15 protein-coding genes are annotated in these 14,889 nt (G+C 58.3%); 5 read left to right on the top strand and 10 right to left on the bottom strand.

The genetic code is table 11. From position 1 onward, the window contains the following. Positions 1 to 15: 15 nt before the first annotated feature. Positions 16 to 759, top strand: coding sequence for a peptidoglycan meso-diaminopimelic acid protein amidase (gene dpaA, locus LC417_RS21655; protein ID WP_010255183.1), 744 nt, complete (start codon positions 16 to 18; stop codon positions 757 to 759). Here the strand turns inward: dpaA and LC417_RS21650 are convergent. Together LC417_RS21650 and lpcA are read right to left on the bottom strand one after the other, a co-directional pair. Beyond that, positions 730 to 1,497: a class II glutamine amidotransferase gene (locus LC417_RS21650; RefSeq protein WP_010255181.1), complete on the bottom strand. Its 768-nt coding sequence runs from the start codon at positions 1,495 to 1,497 to the stop codon at positions 730 to 732. The genes dpaA and LC417_RS21650 overlap by 30 nt on opposite strands. Positions 1,498 to 1,548: 51 nt before the next feature. Further along, on the bottom strand, positions 1,549 to 2,127 hold the full coding sequence (gene lpcA / locus LC417_RS21645) for a D-sedoheptulose 7-phosphate isomerase (RefSeq protein ID WP_010255178.1): 579 nt from the start codon (positions 2,125 to 2,127) through the stop codon (positions 1,549 to 1,551). 253 nt (positions 2,128 to 2,380) lie between these two features. On the opposite strand from lpcA, the gene fadE reads away from it, so the two are divergent. Further along, positions 2,381 to 4,831, top strand: a complete 2,451-nt coding sequence (gene fadE, locus LC417_RS21640) for an acyl-CoA dehydrogenase FadE (protein ID WP_010255176.1) — start codon at positions 2,381 to 2,383, stop codon at positions 4,829 to 4,831. A gap of 192 nt (positions 4,832 to 5,023) precedes the next feature. Here the strand turns inward: fadE and mtnK are convergent, their stop codons facing one another. Beyond that, positions 5,024 to 6,223: an S-methyl-5-thioribose kinase gene (mtnK, locus tag LC417_RS21635; protein WP_033771026.1), complete on the bottom strand. Its 1,200-nt coding sequence runs from the start codon at positions 6,221 to 6,223 to the stop codon at positions 5,024 to 5,026. A 122-nt stretch (positions 6,224 to 6,345) separates the two neighbouring features. Between mtnK and mtnA the strand changes: the two genes are divergently transcribed. Further along, a complete protein-coding gene (gene mtnA / locus LC417_RS21630) occupies positions 6,346 to 7,368 on the top strand; it encodes an S-methyl-5-thioribose-1-phosphate isomerase (protein WP_223566345.1) in 1,023 nt (340 codons plus the stop codon). Positions 7,369 to 7,424: 56 nt separating this feature from the next. On the opposite strand, the gene LC417_RS21625 is transcribed toward mtnA, so the two are convergent. The 3 genes from LC417_RS21625 to LC417_RS21615 are packed head-to-tail and all read right to left on the bottom strand — an operon-like array spanning position 7,425 to position 9,263. Further along, entirely contained in the window at positions 7,425 to 7,967 is a 543-nt protein-coding gene (locus LC417_RS21625) for an acireductone dioxygenase (protein WP_010671156.1), read from the bottom strand. 1 nt (position 7,968) lies between these two features. Continuing rightward, positions 7,969 to 8,652, bottom strand: coding sequence for an acireductone synthase (mtnC, locus tag LC417_RS21620; protein WP_223566344.1), 684 nt, complete (start codon positions 8,650 to 8,652; stop codon positions 7,969 to 7,971). Next, complete coding sequence (locus LC417_RS21615) at positions 8,649 to 9,263, bottom strand: methylthioribulose 1-phosphate dehydratase (RefSeq protein WP_010255165.1); 615 nt, start codon at positions 9,261 to 9,263, stop codon at positions 8,649 to 8,651. Before LC417_RS21615 ends, mtnC begins: the two co-directional genes overlap by 4 nt. A gap of 358 nt (positions 9,264 to 9,621) precedes the next feature. Between LC417_RS21615 and LC417_RS21610 the strand changes: the two genes are divergently transcribed. Together LC417_RS21610 and LC417_RS21605 are read left to right on the top strand one after the other, a co-directional pair. Continuing rightward, positions 9,622 to 10,782 carry a pyridoxal phosphate-dependent aminotransferase gene (locus tag LC417_RS21610; RefSeq protein ID WP_223566343.1) on the top strand — a complete coding sequence of 387 codons (1,161 nt, stop codon included), beginning with the start codon at positions 9,622 to 9,624 and terminating at the stop codon, positions 10,780 to 10,782. After that, positions 10,770 to 11,537: an amidohydrolase gene (locus LC417_RS21605; protein ID WP_223566342.1), complete on the top strand. Its 768-nt coding sequence runs from the start codon at positions 10,770 to 10,772 to the stop codon at positions 11,535 to 11,537. Before LC417_RS21610 ends, LC417_RS21605 begins: the two co-directional genes overlap by 13 nt. A gap of 27 nt (positions 11,538 to 11,564) precedes the next feature. Here LC417_RS21605 and uraH read toward each other — a convergent pair whose 3' ends face one another. The 4 genes from uraH to LC417_RS21585 are packed head-to-tail and all read right to left on the bottom strand — an operon-like array spanning position 11,565 to position 14,879. Next, positions 11,565 to 11,900 carry a hydroxyisourate hydrolase gene (gene uraH / locus LC417_RS21600; protein WP_010671151.1) on the bottom strand — a complete coding sequence of 112 codons (336 nt, stop codon included), beginning with the start codon at positions 11,898 to 11,900 and terminating at the stop codon, positions 11,565 to 11,567. Continuing rightward, positions 11,897 to 12,391 (bottom strand): 2-oxo-4-hydroxy-4-carboxy-5-ureidoimidazoline decarboxylase, encoded by a 495-nt coding sequence (uraD, locus tag LC417_RS21595; RefSeq protein ID WP_223566341.1) that lies wholly within the window; start codon positions 12,389 to 12,391, stop codon positions 11,897 to 11,899. The genes uraH and uraD overlap by 4 nt, the downstream gene beginning before the upstream one ends. A 2-nt stretch (positions 12,392 to 12,393) precedes the next feature. Continuing rightward, positions 12,394 to 13,647 carry an allantoate amidohydrolase gene (gene hpxK / locus LC417_RS21590; protein ID WP_060679517.1) on the bottom strand — a complete coding sequence of 418 codons (1,254 nt, stop codon included), beginning with the start codon at positions 13,645 to 13,647 and terminating at the stop codon, positions 12,394 to 12,396. Next, the gene (locus tag LC417_RS21585) at positions 13,644 to 14,879 is read right to left on the bottom strand and encodes an alanine--glyoxylate aminotransferase family protein (protein WP_010671148.1); all 1,236 of its coding nucleotides are present in this window, start codon (positions 14,877 to 14,879) and stop codon (positions 13,644 to 13,646) included. The genes hpxK and LC417_RS21585 overlap by 4 nt, the downstream gene beginning before the upstream one ends. Positions 14,880 to 14,889 lie beyond the last annotated feature (10 nt).

Genomic DNA, 14,889 nt, shown 5'->3' with positions numbered 1-14,889 from the left:
CAAGGTACACACAGCATGGGCAAAATCGCACTCCTGTTTGCGATGATTTTACTGCCAGCCCTCAGCATGGCAATGACACCCGAACCCGTCTCAACGGCACCGGTCAGCAAAGAATTAAAGAAGCAGTTACTCGGCACCCCGGTCTATATCCAGATCTTCAAGGAAGAACGCACGCTCGAACTCTACGGCAAAATCGGTAACGAATACCGCCTGCTGGACACCTACCGCATCTGTAACTTTTCTGGCGGCCTCGGCCCGAAACGCCGTGAAGGCGATTTCAAAAGCCCGGAAGGTTTTTACAACGTGAAGCTGAATCAGCTGAAGCCGGATAGCCGGTTTTATCGCGCGATCAACATCGGCTTTCCGAATCAGTACGATCGTAATCAGGGCTACAGCGGCAATTACCTGATGATTCATGGCGACTGTAAGTCGATTGGCTGCTATGCCATGACTAACGCCTATATGGATGAGATTTTTACCTATGTGAATGCCGCGCTGCGTAACGGCCAGCAGGATATCAGCATCAGCATCTATCCATTCCGCATGACCGACAGCAATATGCAGCGTCACCGCTACTCCACCTATGCCAGTTTCTGGCAGCAGCTGCAGCCGGGATACGCTTACTTTGCTAAATATCATCAGCCGCCGATGGTTAATGTCGCCAGCGGTAAATATGTGATGAACAGCAGCCCGGCACCGGTTTTAGCCAGTCCCGAAGCGGCTTCACGTTCATTCCTGGCGCTCTCCAAGGCAGAATAACGCCCATTCACCTGGCACGATCCGCTGCCAGGTTTCATTGGCCGTCAGTGGCTGCGTAGCAATCACCGTCACCACGTCATGCGGCGTGGTGTGCTGCTGAAAATCGACCTCCACATCCTGATCCAGTAACTGCGCCCGGCCAAAGGGTGCGCGACGGGTGATCCAGTAAAGATTGGTGGAGCAAAAGGCCATCAGATAACGGCCGTCTGACAGCAGCATGTTAAACACGCCCTTCTGCCGCAACGTGCCGGCAAGCTCCCCGATAAAACGGAATACCGCAGGCCAGTTGCCTGGCGTACGTGGATAGCGCGTCGCCAGCTGATGCAGGATCCAGCAGAACGCCTTCTCGCTGTCCGTTTCGCCCACCGGCCGGAATGTGCCGGTCTCCAGCTGCCGATAGCCCCTGAGCTGCCCGTTGTGCGCATAGGTCCAGTTACGGCCCCACAACTCACGGGTAAACGGGTGGGTATTTTCCAGCGACACCTGCCCGCGATTCGCCTGGCGGATGTGCGCCACCACCGAATGCGATTTGATCGGATACTCCTGCACCAGACGCGCAATCGGCGAGTTAAAGCTCGGCAGCGGATCTTTAAACGTACGACAACCTTTATCTTCGTAGAAGGTAATGCCCCAGCCATCTTTGTGAGGCCCGGTTCCACCGCCACGCTGAACCAGACCGGTAAAGCTGAAACAGATATCCGTGGGAACATTGGCGCTCATCCCGAGCAATTCGCACATAGCCACCGCCTTAGAGTAAGCGGCCTCCCGTCAGGCGGGAGGCCAGCGCAGTTACTTCACCATCTCTTTTTCGATCAGCAGCATCAGGATGTGGATCACTTTAATGTGGATCTCCTGGATGCGATCGGCATAACCAAAGTGTGGCACCCGGATTTCAATGTCGGCACTGCCTGCCATCTTACCGCCATCTTTACCGGTCAGGGTGATCACTTTCATCCCCTGCGCACGGGCAGCTTCAATCGCTTTAATGATATTGGCAGAGTTACCGGAAGTTGAGAGGCCCAGCAGCACATCGCCCGGACGCCCTACCGCTTCCACATAGCGTGAAAAGACATAGTCATAACCAAAATCATTACTGACGCAGGAGAGATGGCTGACATCAGAGATGGCAATCGCCGGATAGCCAGGACGATTTTCGCGGTAGCGACCGGTCAGCTCTTCAGCGAAATGCATCGCATCGCAATGTGAACCGCCGTTACCGCAGGAAAGCACCTTGCCGCCCGCCTTAAAGCTGTCAGCCAGCAGCACCGCCGCACGCTGGATCGCATGGATATTGGCCTCGTCGCTGAGGAATTTATTCAGCGTATCAGCAGCTTCATTAAGCTCAGAGCGGATAATGTCCTGGTACATAGGGATGTCCTTTTTTAGGAGAGGTTAATCGCAGCAAGTTTAACGGAATGGCCGGTCAGCGCAAAGCGTCATGCCATGGCTGGCCAGGCAGTGGCGGCGATTATCACTGCAGCGGGTGATGCAAAAATGGACAGAAATCGGTTTTTGTGAGGCAGGTTGTAATTGCGATGTAAACAAATTGATAAATCAACCCAACTGCTCTAAACCTCTCTACATAACAGGTCAGACCTCTTACTACTTGGAGCGGTTCATTATGATGGTTGTCTCGATACTTGCCACGGTGGCGCTGATTGGCGCCCTGTTCTATCACCGCCTGTCGTTGCGGCTCAGCAGCGCGATTCTGCTGCTGTGGACTGCTGCGATGGCTTTTGCTCACCTCTGGACGCCATGGTTACTGTTGCCGCTGGCGATCATCCTGCTGCCGTTCAACCTGCCGTCACTGCGCCGCAGCCTGTTTTCAAAGCCGATGTTTCAGCGCTTCCAGCAGGTGATGCCGCCGATGTCACGCACCGAAAAAGAAGCGATCGATGCGGGCACCACCTGGTGGGAAGGCGATCTGTTTCAGGGCAAACCAGACTGGCAGAAGCTGCACAACTATCCGCAGCCGCGCCTGACTGCCGACGAGCAGGCTTTTCTCAATGGTCCGGTTGAAGAAGCATGCCGCATGGCCAACGATTTCCAGATCACCCATGAGCTGGCCGATATGCCGCCGGAACTGTGGGCTTATCTGAAAGAGCATCGTTTCTTCGCGATGATTATCAAAAAAGAGTATGGCGGACTCGATTTCTCCGCCTATGCGCAGGCCTGCGTGCTGCAAAAACTGTCGGGCGTCTCCGGGATTCTGGCGATTACCGTAGGCGTGCCTAACTCATTAGGTCCGGGCGAACTGCTGCAACACTACGGCACTGAAGAGCAGAAAAATCACTATTTACCCCGGCTGGCACGCGGCGATGAGATCCCCTGCTTTGCGCTGACCAGTCCGGAAGCGGGCTCAGATGCCGGAGCCATCCCCGATACCGGCGTGGTCTGCATGGGCGAGTGGCAGGGTCAGCAGGTGCTGGGCATGCGGCTGACCTGGAACAAGCGTTATATTACGCTGGCGCCGATCGCCACCGTGCTGGGGCTGGCATTTAAACTCTCCGACCCGGATCATCTGCTCAGCGATAACGAAAATCCTGGCATTACCTGTGCGCTGATCCCGACCAACACGCCCGGCGTGGAGATTGGTCATCGCCACTTCCCGCTTAACGTGCCGTTCCAGAACGGGCCGACACGCGGCAACAATATCTTTGTGCCGATTGACTATATTATTGGCGGCCCACAAATGGCCGGTCAGGGCTGGCGGATGCTGGTGGAGTGTCTGTCTGTGGGTCGCGGCATTACGCTGCCATCGAACTCAACCGGCAGCCTGAAAAGTGTGGCGCTGGCGACAGGCGCCTATGCCCATATCCGTCGTCAGTTCCGCGTCTCAATCGGTAAGATGGAAGGGATTGAAGAGCCGCTGGCGCGCATTGCCGGTAACGCCTACGTGATGGATGCGGCGGCTACGCTGATTACCGCCGGTATTATGCAGGGTGAAAAACCGGCAGTGCTGTCGGCGATTGTGAAATATCACTGCACCCATCGCGGTCAGCGCGCCATCATCGACGCCATGGATATTGCCGGCGGTAAAGGCATTATGCTGGGTAACAGCAACTTCCTGGCCCGCGCCTATCAGGGTGCGCCTATCGCCATCACGGTAGAAGGCGCTAATATTCTGACCCGCAGCATGATTATCTTCGGACAGGGTGCGATTCGCTGCCATCCTTATGTACTGCAGGAGATGGCGGCAGCAGCCAGCAACGATGTTAACGCGTTTGATCAGGCGCTGTTCAGCCACATCGGTCATGTCGGCAGCAGCACCATGCGCAGCCTGTGGCTGGGCTTAACCGCCGGACGCACCAGCGCCACCCCGACCCGCGATGGCACCCGTCGTTACTATCAGCATCTGAACCGCATCAGTGCCAACCTGGCGTTGCTCTCTGATGTGTCGATGGCGGTGCTGGGCGGCAGCCTGAAACGTCGTGAGCGTATTTCGGCGCGTCTGGGCGATGTGCTGAGCCAGCTCTATCTCGCTTCGGCGACGCTGAAACGCTATGACGATGAAGGCCGCAACGAAGCCGATCTGCCGCTGGTGCACTGGGGCGTGCAGGATGCGTTACATCAGGCGGAAGTCGCGATGGACGATCTGCTGCGTAACTTCCCGAACCGTCTGGTCGCGGGCGCATTGCGGATGACTATTTTTGCAGGCGGTCATCACTGCCCTGCTCCGTCTGACCGTCTGGACCATCAGCTGGCAAAACTGCTGCAACAGCCGTCAGCTACCCGCAGCCGTCTGGGCCGTGGCATGTACCTGACGCCCAGCGAGCACAACCCTGCCGGTCAGCTGGAACAGGCGTTGCAGGATGTGATGGCGGCAGAAGTGATCCATGACAGGCTGTGCAAACAGACGAAGCAGCACCTCTCCTTTACCCGGCTGGATGCGCTGGCGAAGCGCGCGCTGGAGCAGGGCTGGATTGATGCTAAAGAGGCTGAAGTGTTGCAGCGTGCTGAGGCCAGCCGCCTGCGTTCGATTAACGTCGATGAGTTTGAGGCGGATGCGCTGGCAGTGCCGGTGCCAGAGAAAGCCCCTCAGGCTGCGTCGCGGGCGAGTGAGGCAGCATAGGGTTAGCGTTAGCCTGCATCACCGGCGCAGGAACAGGGTCAGAAGAGGAAAGCGTCCCGCGTCAGGACAACGCGAGCCGAGCGAGCCAGGGATGGCTTTAGCGACTTTCCGATCTGCCCCTGTTTCCGGCGCGGGCACACTCTTACAGCCAGCCTTTGATTTACCTGAAAGCCGACATCACGTCGGCTTTTTTTATCCCGCCTGACGGATGCGGGCAATCAGCGCATCCACATCTTCTACATGATCGGCCGCCAGAATCAGCGTGCGTCCCAGATTAATTGCATTACGGATGCAGTCGGTACGCATCGCCGGATCGGCAATCAGCTTCATATCCGCCACGTGTGACATCCCCACCGTGCGGCGAATCAGTTCGGTGCCGCAGTAACCAATGGTATCGGCCCATACTTTACGCAGAAACGCCTCTGCATAGCCTGGATAAGCCAGCGCCTCATCACGGGTTTTCTCAGCCGCCAGTGCCAGAAAGCCCGAGGCAAAGGTGGTCCAGAGGGTGTGCACATCGCTGAGGCGCTGCTCGCGTGCATCGACGGCCTCACGCGGTGGCAGCAGACCCGGCAGGCCACAGTAGTTAATCAGCAGGTTGCCAATGGCGGTGCCGACATCAAAACCGATAGGGCCAAAATAGCCAAATTCCGCATCAATCGCTTTCAGGCTGCCATCAGCAACGAAAATCGAGCCGCTGTGAATATCACCATGCAGCAGCGCTTCAGCGTGGGCAAAGAAACGATGCTTGAGACCGCCTACCGCAATGCGCAGTGCATCGTCATTACGCAGGCTGGCGACCAGCGGTTCAAGCGCTTCGGGATAGCTATTGCGCTCATGGTCGGTATAGGGATCGTTAAAGAAAAGATCTTCGGTGATTTCACACATTTCCGGATTAATGAAACGCGCTACTTCCGCTTTTTTCTGGTGCGGATGCAGGATGAAATCGGAGGTATGAAACAGGGTTTGTGCCAGATAGTCGCCTAACTGCTGAGCCGCTTCCGGGTAGTAAGCGCCCTTCACCAGCTCGCCGCGCCAGATGCGATGACTGGAGAGATCTTCCATTACCATCACCGCCAGCTCCGCATCGTAATGGGTGATCTTCACCGTGTGCTGCGGACAATATTTGTAGTGTTCGACCAGGGTCTGCGCTTCCAGCCGCGCCCGATCCAGCGTCAGCGGCCATGACTCACCCACACAGCGCACATAGGGCAGCGCCTGCTTGACCACCACCCGGCTGTTGCCCTGATCGTCATAAATTTTAAACACCAGGTTGAGGTTGCCATCACCAATCTCTTCTGCGCTGCTCAGCGCGGCAGGATTGTCCACGCCGCCAAATTGTCGGGCATATTCCACAGCATCAGCAGCAGTAAAGGTACGGTATTGCGACATTGCCTGTTCCTCATCAATCGAAGGGGGATAACCTGGGTGTAATAAGCCGTTCAGACGTCTATACATCCGTTCAGCATGTTGGCACAATAGGTATCATTAACGCAACATGGATTTCACCCACAATGCAGACACTTCAAACCACCAGCTTACAGGTTCGTGACAATCAGCTCTGGATTCTGGATCAGCAGGCACTGCCGCAGCAAAAGAACTGGCTGTCCGCGCACAGCGTGCCCCAGCTGATTGAACATATTCATGCGCTGCGGGTGCGCGGTGCGCCGCTGATCGGCCTTTCCGCCTCGCTGCTGCTGGCGTTGCTGGCAGAACAGGGGCAGACGCGCGCTGAACTGGCGCAGGCACTGGAGACCCTGCGCGCCGCCCGCCCTACCGCTGTCAATCTGATGAACAATCTGGACCGGATGAAACTGGCGCTGGCGCAGCCGGACTTTGCCCCCGCGCTGGCAGAAGAAGCCTGGCGACTGGTGCAGGAAGATAAGCAGCTGTGTGACGCCATTGCTGACGCGGGTTATACGCGGGTGAAACCCGGCAGCCAGCTGCTGACCCACTGTAATACCGGCGGACTCGCCACCGCCGGTGTGGGCACCGCCCTTGGCGTGATTGCCCGCGCCCATCAGCAGGGGCTGATTAAGAATGTCTGGGTTGATGAAACCCGTCCGCTGTTACAGGGCGGCCGGTTAACCGCCTGGGAGCTGGGTGAGCTGGCGATTCCTTACACCCTGATCACCGATTCCATGGCCGCCAGCCTGATGGCCCGTGGAGAGGTCGATGCCGTATGGGTAGGCGCTGACCGCATTGCCGCCAACGGCGATGTGGCGAATAAAATCGGCACCTACAGCCTGGCGGTGCTGGCCCATTATCATCAGATTCCGTTTTACGTGGCGGCCCCGCATACCACGCTGGATCGCAGCTGTCCGGACGGCGCAGCGATTCCTATTGAGCAGCGCGCCGCCAGTGAAGTGACGGGCGTTGCCGGCAGTTTTGGCAGCGTGCAGTGGGCGCCGGAAGCGGCGAAGGTCTATAACCCGGCGTTTGATGTCACGCCCGCCACCCTGATCAGCGGCTGGGTACTGGACACCGGGGTAGTCACGCCTGACCAGGTTCAGGGTGGTATTTTCCAGCCACAATAACGGTCTGCAAGGCGTTTACCGTGAGCGGCAAACGCCTTGCGAAAACGACGGGCGGTTTACGCCAGACGCGGATAGGCATCCGCAATCTTATCGCCGGTAAAGTTCGCTACCCAGCCTTCCTGATTATCGAAAATACGGATAGCCGTGAAGTGCGGTGACGATCCCATATCAAACCAGTGTGGTGTTCCCGCTGGTACCGAGATCAGATCGTTTTTTTCGCAGAGGATCTGCAGGATCTCGCCATCCAGGTGCAGACAGAAGAGTCCGGCACCCTCAACAAAGAAACGCACCTCATCTTCGCCGTGTGTATGTTCAGAGAGGAACTTCTCGCGCAGCACGGTTTTCTGCGGATTATCGGCGCGCATGCTGATCACATCCCAGCTCTGATAGCCCTTCTCTGCCACCAGCCGATCGATCGCATGCTGATAGGCGTTGATCACCGTTTCGGGATCCGGATTTTCACCCAGATCGCGATCGGCTTCCCAGCGCTCAAAACGGACGCCTTTGGTGCTCAGGCGTTCACGAATCTCTTCCGCGTCGGTGCTGTGCCACACCGGCTGGCTGGCTTCGCGGTCGGTAAAAATAGTCAGTGCGCTCATCCTAAATTGACTCCGGGTTAATCTGGGAAAAATCCGTCACCTGACGATGGCGACTCTCGCCTTCCGCATCGCCACGCAGTAGTTGCAGCGTCTGCCAGCCCGCCTCAGCGGCGGCATCCAGCTCCTGATGAATATCGGAGAGAAACAGCAGCTGCTCCGCTGGCTGACCAATTTCAGCGGCGATAGCGCGATAGGCTGCGACTTCGCGTTTGGCACCCACGTGCGTATCAAAATAGCCGCTGAAGAAGTCAGTAATATCACCTTCGTCGCTGTAGCCAAATAACAATTTCTGCGCCGCAACCGAGCCGGAGGAATATACATACAGTTCAATGCCCTGCGCCTTCCAGCGGCTCAGTGCTGGCAGGACGTCAGGATAGAGATGGCCGGTAAAACTGCCGTTAACATAGCCATCGCGCCAGATCATGCCCTGCAGCGCTTTCAGGCCGGTTGATTTGCGATCCTGGTTCATAAACCCCAGCAGAATCTCTGTCACCGCATCCAGGTCGGCCTGCGGCTGACCGGCCTCCTCACGTACCGACTGCAGCGCTGCGGCGACCTCGGGCTGATGCGCATTTTCACGCAAAAAACTCGCCAGATGCTGGCGGGCGTAGGGAAACAGGATGTTATGTACAAAACGGATATCGCTGGTGGTGCCTTCGATATCAGTAACAATGGCGCGAATCATGCTCTCTCCAGCAGGCGACGTTGACGTTCACATTCAAATAAAAATTCCAGACCTTCCAGATGACGTCGTGCTTCGCTGACATCCCGGCCCCAGCAGGTTAAGCCGTGACCGCGCAGCAGAAAGCCGTAACGCAGCGGAAAGCGGGCGGCGTAATCTTCAATTTCTGACGCCAGCGCCGCAATGTCCTGGCTGTTGTCGAACACAGGAATGGCCAGCGTATCCAGATGGGTGTGCTGGCCGCTTAATGATTTTTGCATCTCATAGCCGTGCAGCAGCAGCGCCGCGCCCTGCTCCACCCGCGACAGCACCGTCGCATTCACGGTGTGGGTATGCAGCACCGCGCCCGCTTCGGGAAAGAGTCGATAGATCATCGTGTGCAGACCGGTTTCTGCCGACGGCTTACGGCCAGAGAGCGACTGGCTGGTGGCAATATCGACCTCGATAAAGTCATCCCGCGTCAGCGTGCCTTTATCTTTGCCCGATTCACTCAGCAGGCAGACATGTTCATCGCGGCGCACCGACATATTTCCGCCGGTGGCCGGTGCCCAGCCTTTCGCGCCAATCCAGTGACAGGCGGCGACCAGCTGATCTAATGGAAGACTCTGCGACATAAAAGTTCCTTGCGGTGAAATGTGATCTCGGGTGGCTCAGCCCAGATAACGATAATGGCTATAAAATTACAACAGGTTGAAAATCTTAAACAGTTAGCAAACGTGCCTGACTGCTGAACCATACTCTCCGGGTCCTGCCAGATGATCCGCATCTCAGCAAGGCAGCAAGTGCGCGCATCCCCGGGAGCTGACACTTGTCAGTGACCGGGGTAAGCAAACGAAGCTAACGAAGCTGAGGTGTGGAGCATGACGCATTTAGCCATCTAAGCGTCTTGATTGCCAAATACTATCATCCTGTTTATAGTGGCACAAACACCGGGTGACACCGCATCAATCTTCGCGCTTAAGGCCTGACATCATGACGCAGCACAACCTGATCCCCGAGAGTAAACTCCCTTTGCTCGGCACCACCATTTTCAGCCAGATGAGTGCGCTGGCGCAGCAGCATAACGCTATCAATCTCTCTCAGGGCTTTCCCGATTTTAGCGGCCCGGACTATCTGCAGCAGCGGCTGGCGTATCATGTCAGCCAGGGCGCGAACCAGTATGCGCCGATGACCGGTGCGCTGCCGTTACGTGAGGCGATTGCAGAGAAAACCGCGCGGCTCTATGACTATCGTCCTGATGTCGAAACAGAGATTACGGTGACGGCAGGCGCAACCGAAGCGCTCTATGCGGCGATTACCGCGCTGGTGCGGCCAGGCGATGAAGTGATCTGCTTTGATCCCAGCTACGACAGCTATGCGCCTGCAGTAGAGTTGTCGGGCGGCGTGATGAAACGCATTACGCTGCAGCCGCCCGCTTTCCGGGTGGACTGGCAGGCGTTTGCTGCGCTGCTGAGTGATAAAACCCGGCTGGTGATCCTGAATACGCCGCACAATCCTTCCGCCACCGTCTGGCAGCAGCAGGATTTCGCCGCGCTGTGGCAGGCGATTGCTGCGCGGCCGGTCTATGTGCTGAGCGACGAAGTCTATGAGCACATCTGCTTCGATCAGGCAGGCCACGCCAGCGTGCTGGCACATCCCGAACTGCGCCAGCGTGCTATCGCGGTGTCGTCGTTTGGAAAGACCTTCCATATGACCGGCTGGAAAGTGGGCTACTGCATTGCCCCTGCCGCGATCAGCGCTGAACTGCGCAAGGTGCATCAGTATCTGACCTTCTCGGTGAATACGCCGGCACAGCTGGCGATTGACGATATGCTGCGTGAGCATCCGGAGCACTATCTTGAGCTGCCAGCGTTTTATCGCGACCGCCGCGATCGGCTGGCAACGGCGCTAAGCAGCAGCCGCTTTAAGGTGCTTCCCTGCGAAGGTACCTACTTTTTGCTGGTCGATTACAGCGCCGTCTCCGATCTGGATGATGTCAGTTTCTGCCAGTGGCTGACCCGCGAAGTGGGCGTTGCCGCGATTCCTCTGTCGGTGTTCTGCGCCGATGCCTTTCCTCATAAACTGATCCGCCTCTGTTTTGCCAAACAGCCGGCGACATTAGATGCCGCCGCGGAGCGCTTATGTCAGATTTAAAAATCACGTTACTGCAGGAGACGCTGAGCTGGATGGATGGCGAGGCCAACCTGCGCCATTTTGACGAGCAACTGGATGGACTCACCGGGCGCGATCTGATTTTACTGCCGGAGATGTTTACCACCGGCTTTGCAATGGAAGCGGCGAAAAGCTCGCTGCCTCAGGCGCAGGTGGTGGAGTGGCTGCATCAGCATGCACGTCGCAACGATGCCCTGGTCGGCGGCAGTGCGGCGATTCAGACCGAACACGGCGCGGTAAACCGCTTCCTGCTGGTGGAGCCGGACGGCACGCTACATCAGTATGACAAGCGCCACCTGTTCCGCATGGCGGACGAGCATCACCACTATCTGCCTGGCGAACAGCGTCAGGTGTTTGAGTGGCGCGGCTGGCGCATCCTGCCGCAAATCTGTTACGACCTGCGTTTCCCGGTCTTCTCGCGCAACCGCAACGATTACGATCTGGCGCTCTATGTCGCCAACTGGCCTGCACCGCGTGCACTGCACTGGCAGGCACTGCTGCTGGCGCGGGCAATTGAAAATCAGGCTTATGTGGCAGGCTGTAACCGCGTCGGCAGCGACGGCAATCAGCATGAATACAGCGGCGACAGCCAGATTATTTCACCGCAGGGTGAGATCCTCAGTGGGGCTGAGCCGCACCAGCGCGCCAGGCTGGACGCAGAGCTGTCGCTGGACGCACTGAATGCTTATCGCGAGCGCTTCCCGGCCTGGCAGGATGCGGATCGCTTTTCGCTGTGAATGGCGGGCGGGCAGTCAGCCCGCCCATTAACTGCCGCGATAGGTTGACCAGGACCAGGGCGAAATCAGAAACGGCAGATGAAAATGGCTGCCCGCTTCGGCAATCATAAAATCGATCTGCGCGCTGACGTAGAGTGCATCCCGACCGGCGGCAGCAAAATAGTCGCCGATTTCTGCCGTTAAACGGTAGTGGCCCGGCGTCAGCGGCTCGGGCGTCAGATCTTTCAGACGCCCGTCGCTGTCGGTTTCACCCTGTGAAATCGGAAACCACCCTTCCGGGCTGTTCTGCTCAAGTGAAATCGCTACACCGCTGGCCGGTTTGCCCAGCGCCGTGTCCAGAATATGGGTGGTAACAGTACTCATTGAATCGTCTCCTTCAGGCGTAACAGGGTAATTTCACGCAGCTGATTCAGCGCCTCCTGCTGCTCGGCAGGATCGCTATTCTGCAACCGACGCTGCAATTCTGCCAGCATCTGCTCGCCGCTGCGCCCTTTAGCGCGAATCAGAAACACCCGGCCAAAACGCGTTTCATACGCCTGATTCCCCTGCTGCATTGCCTGCTGCAAAGCGCTGTCGGCCTGCTGCATGGCGGACTGCTCTCCGCGTGAAAGTGCCGCTTCTTTATCCGCACCGTTCGCGCGTTCGCCAATGCGGGGATGCGCCGACAGTGCTGCCTCCAGCTCAGGCTGATGCCACTGGCGGGCCAGCGCATCGGCGGTTTCCCGTAGCGCATCCAGGGTGTCAAAAGGCCGGGCTGCCACCAGCGACTGCTGCCAGTGCGGGATGGCGACACAATGCCGGATGGCCGCCTGCGCCTCGTCAGCAGGCAGCTGATTAAATGCAGCTAATTCCATGTTCAGCTCCGTTCAGCAATCAGCGAGACCGCCTGTAAATAAGCCTGCAGCGCGGGCGCCACATCAGCCACCGCGACAGACTCCGCCGGATGGTGGCTGATACCACGATGGTTACGCACAAATAGCATGCCGACCGGCCAGCGTTCAGCGATAGCGATGGCGTCGTGCCCCGCACCGCTCGGCAGTGACAGGCTGCGCCCCTGCACCGTTTCCACCGCATGACTCAGCGCCTGTTGCAGCGCGGAGTCACAGGCGGTGGCACCGATGCGATAATATTCGTTCGACTCAAAGCGGAGTCCACGCCGCAGCGCAATCGCCTCCGCCTGGGTTAAAAGGCTGGAGAGCAGTGTCTCCAGCGGGTTGTCCAGCGGACCGCGCACGTCCAGCGACAGCGATACCTCGCCAGGGATTACATTGACCGCTCCCGGCGCGCAGTTAATCGTACCGACGGTAGCCACCAGTTGCGGATCCTGCTCACGGGTGGTCTGCTCGATAAACACCATCCACTCGGCAGCGGCAGCCAGCGCATCTTTGCGGTGGGTCATCGGCACCGTGCCCGCATGGCCCGCTTCACCGGTGAAACGGCAGTTGAGGCGGCGCGCACCGTTGATGGCCGTGACCACACCGAGCGCCAGATCCTCCTGCTCCAGGCAGGGGCCCTGCTCGATGTGCAGCTCAAGATAACCGACGATATCCTCAACCCGCCGCGCCGCAGATGCGATCCTGTCGCTGTCGAGCCCGACATCCGCCATCGCCTGCGCCACGGTGATGCCGTTGCCGTCAGGATGCGTCACCCAGCTTTGCGGCCAGCTGCCGGTAATGCCACGACTGCCGAGCAGCGTAATGCCAAAACGGGTGCCCTCTTCGTCACCAAAGCCAATGACTTCAATCGCCAGCGGTAAGCGGCGCTGATGTTCGTTAAGCCACTGTACGGTTTCAATGGCGCTGAGCACGCCCAGCATGCCGTCATAGCGACCGGCGTTGCGCACCGTGTCGAGATGCGAACCAAGCAATAACGCGGGTGCACCCGCTTCTGCCGCCTCGTAGCGCCCACAGATATTGCCCACTTCATCCTGCCACACCTGCATCCCCGCCGCCTGCATCCACTCACCGACAAAGGCGTTGGCGCGCAGATGTTCGGGTGAGAGGTAGACGCGGGTCAGCCCCTCGGCCGTTTCGCTGATCGCCGCCAGCGCATCGCAGCGCGCCATAACGCGCTGTGCAGCGGCCTGGGCTTCGCTGGCGCTCATCATCATGCGTGGCTCCCGTAGTGATCCCAGGCGGCCTGCGCGGCGGCACCCTGTGGCGTGCGATAGCCGACATAGGTCAGCACCGTTTCCAGCGCGGAGAGAGTCTGCATCACGCAATCTTTACGCGCGTTGTAGCCCATGGTGCCGATGCGCCACACCTTGCCATGCAGCGGGCCAAACGAGGTGCCAATCTCAATGCCGAAATCTTCCAGCATCAGCTTGCGAACCTGATCGCCGTTTACGCCAGACGGGATCATCACGCCCAGCACGTTGTTCATTTTGTGTTTCAGGTCGCCGAAGGTCTCCAGCCCCATCCCCTGAATGCCTTTCAGCAATGCTTCACCGTGCAGCTTGTGGCGGGCGATGCCGTTGTCCAGCCCCTCCTGCAGGATCAGCCGGGCGCACTCGCGCGCGCCAAACAGTGCGCTGGTCGCTTCGGTATGGTGGTTAAGCCGCTCCGGCCCCCAGTAATCCATGATCATGCCGAGATCAAAATAGTTGGAGTAGATCATCTCCTCTTCGCCATCCTGATGCGCCTCGGTGCGGATCCCCTGCTCTACGCATTTGCGTTTGCGGATCACCGCTTCCATCTCTGCGCTCAGCGTGATCGGCGAGGTACCCGATGGACCGCCCAGGCATTTCTGCATCCCCGCGGATACGGCATCAAGCCCCCAGGCGTCCGTTTCCAGCGCGTTACCCGCCAGCGACGCGGTGGCATCGGTGTAGAACAGTACGCCATACTGTTTGCAGATCGCACCCAGTTGCTCAAGCGGCTGCAGCATGGTGGTTGAGGTGTCGCCCTGTACGGTCAGCAGCAGGCGCGGCCGCACTTTTTTGATCGCATCTTCGATCTGGTCGGGAGTAAAGACTTCGCCCCACGGCACTTCAATGGTGTGCACTTCCGCACGACAGCGGCGGGCAATTTCGCACAGCAGATGACCAAAGCGGCCAAACACCGGTACCAGCACTTTGTCGCCAGGCCGGATCGATGACAGCAGAATCGATTCGATACCGGCGCGGGAGGTGCCGTCAATCAGCAGCGTCCAGCGGTTCTCTGTGCGAAACACGCCGCGATAGAGCGCCATCACTTCATTCATGTAGTGGGTCATCGCGGGATCGTACTGCCCCAGCAGCTGACTCGACATGGCGCGCAGCACACGTGGATCGGCATTGATCGGTCCTGGCCCCATTAGCAGACGCTGTGGCGGGTTAAGTTGCGGGTAGTGATTGATATCCATCGTAATTTCC

This window comes from Pantoea sp. OVA07A, from assembly GCF_019969975.1.
Lineage (GTDB): Bacteria > Pseudomonadota > Gammaproteobacteria > Enterobacterales > Enterobacteriaceae > Pantoea > Pantoea agglomerans.
Note: the sequence above shows the minus strand (reverse complement) of the source record. Positions and strands in the feature narration are given on the sequence as shown.

Coding starts and splice junctions, on each gene's coding strand:
- dpaA (WP_010255183.1), top strand. CDS start 16: ATGGGCAAAATCGCACTCCTGTTTGCGATGATTTTACTGCCAGCCCTC.
- LC417_RS21650 (WP_010255181.1), bottom strand. CDS start 1,497: ATGTGCGAATTGCTCGGGATGAGCGCCAATGTTCCCACGGATATCTGT.
- lpcA (WP_010255178.1), bottom strand. CDS start 2,127: ATGTACCAGGACATTATCCGCTCTGAGCTTAATGAAGCTGCTGATACG.
- fadE (WP_010255176.1), top strand. CDS start 2,381: ATGATGGTTGTCTCGATACTTGCCACGGTGGCGCTGATTGGCGCCCTG.
- mtnK (WP_033771026.1), bottom strand. CDS start 6,223: ATGTCGCAATACCGTACCTTTACTGCTGCTGATGCTGTGGAATATGCC.
- mtnA (WP_223566345.1), top strand. CDS start 6,346: ATGCAGACACTTCAAACCACCAGCTTACAGGTTCGTGACAATCAGCTC.
- LC417_RS21625 (WP_010671156.1), bottom strand. CDS start 7,967: ATGAGCGCACTGACTATTTTTACCGACCGCGAAGCCAGCCAGCCGGTG.
- mtnC (WP_223566344.1), bottom strand. CDS start 8,652: ATGATTCGCGCCATTGTTACTGATATCGAAGGCACCACCAGCGATATC.
- LC417_RS21615 (WP_010255165.1), bottom strand. CDS start 9,263: ATGTCGCAGAGTCTTCCATTAGATCAGCTGGTCGCCGCCTGTCACTGG.
- LC417_RS21610 (WP_223566343.1), top strand. CDS start 9,622: ATGACGCAGCACAACCTGATCCCCGAGAGTAAACTCCCTTTGCTCGGC.
- LC417_RS21605 (WP_223566342.1), top strand. CDS start 10,770: ATGTCAGATTTAAAAATCACGTTACTGCAGGAGACGCTGAGCTGGATG.
- uraH (WP_010671151.1), bottom strand. CDS start 11,900: ATGAGTACTGTTACCACCCATATTCTGGACACGGCGCTGGGCAAACCG.
- uraD (WP_223566341.1), bottom strand. CDS start 12,391: ATGGAATTAGCTGCATTTAATCAGCTGCCTGCTGACGAGGCGCAGGCG.
- hpxK (WP_060679517.1), bottom strand. CDS start 13,647: ATGATGATGAGCGCCAGCGAAGCCCAGGCCGCTGCACAGCGCGTTATG.
- LC417_RS21585 (WP_010671148.1), bottom strand. CDS start 14,879: ATGGATATCAATCACTACCCGCAACTTAACCCGCCACAGCGTCTGCTA.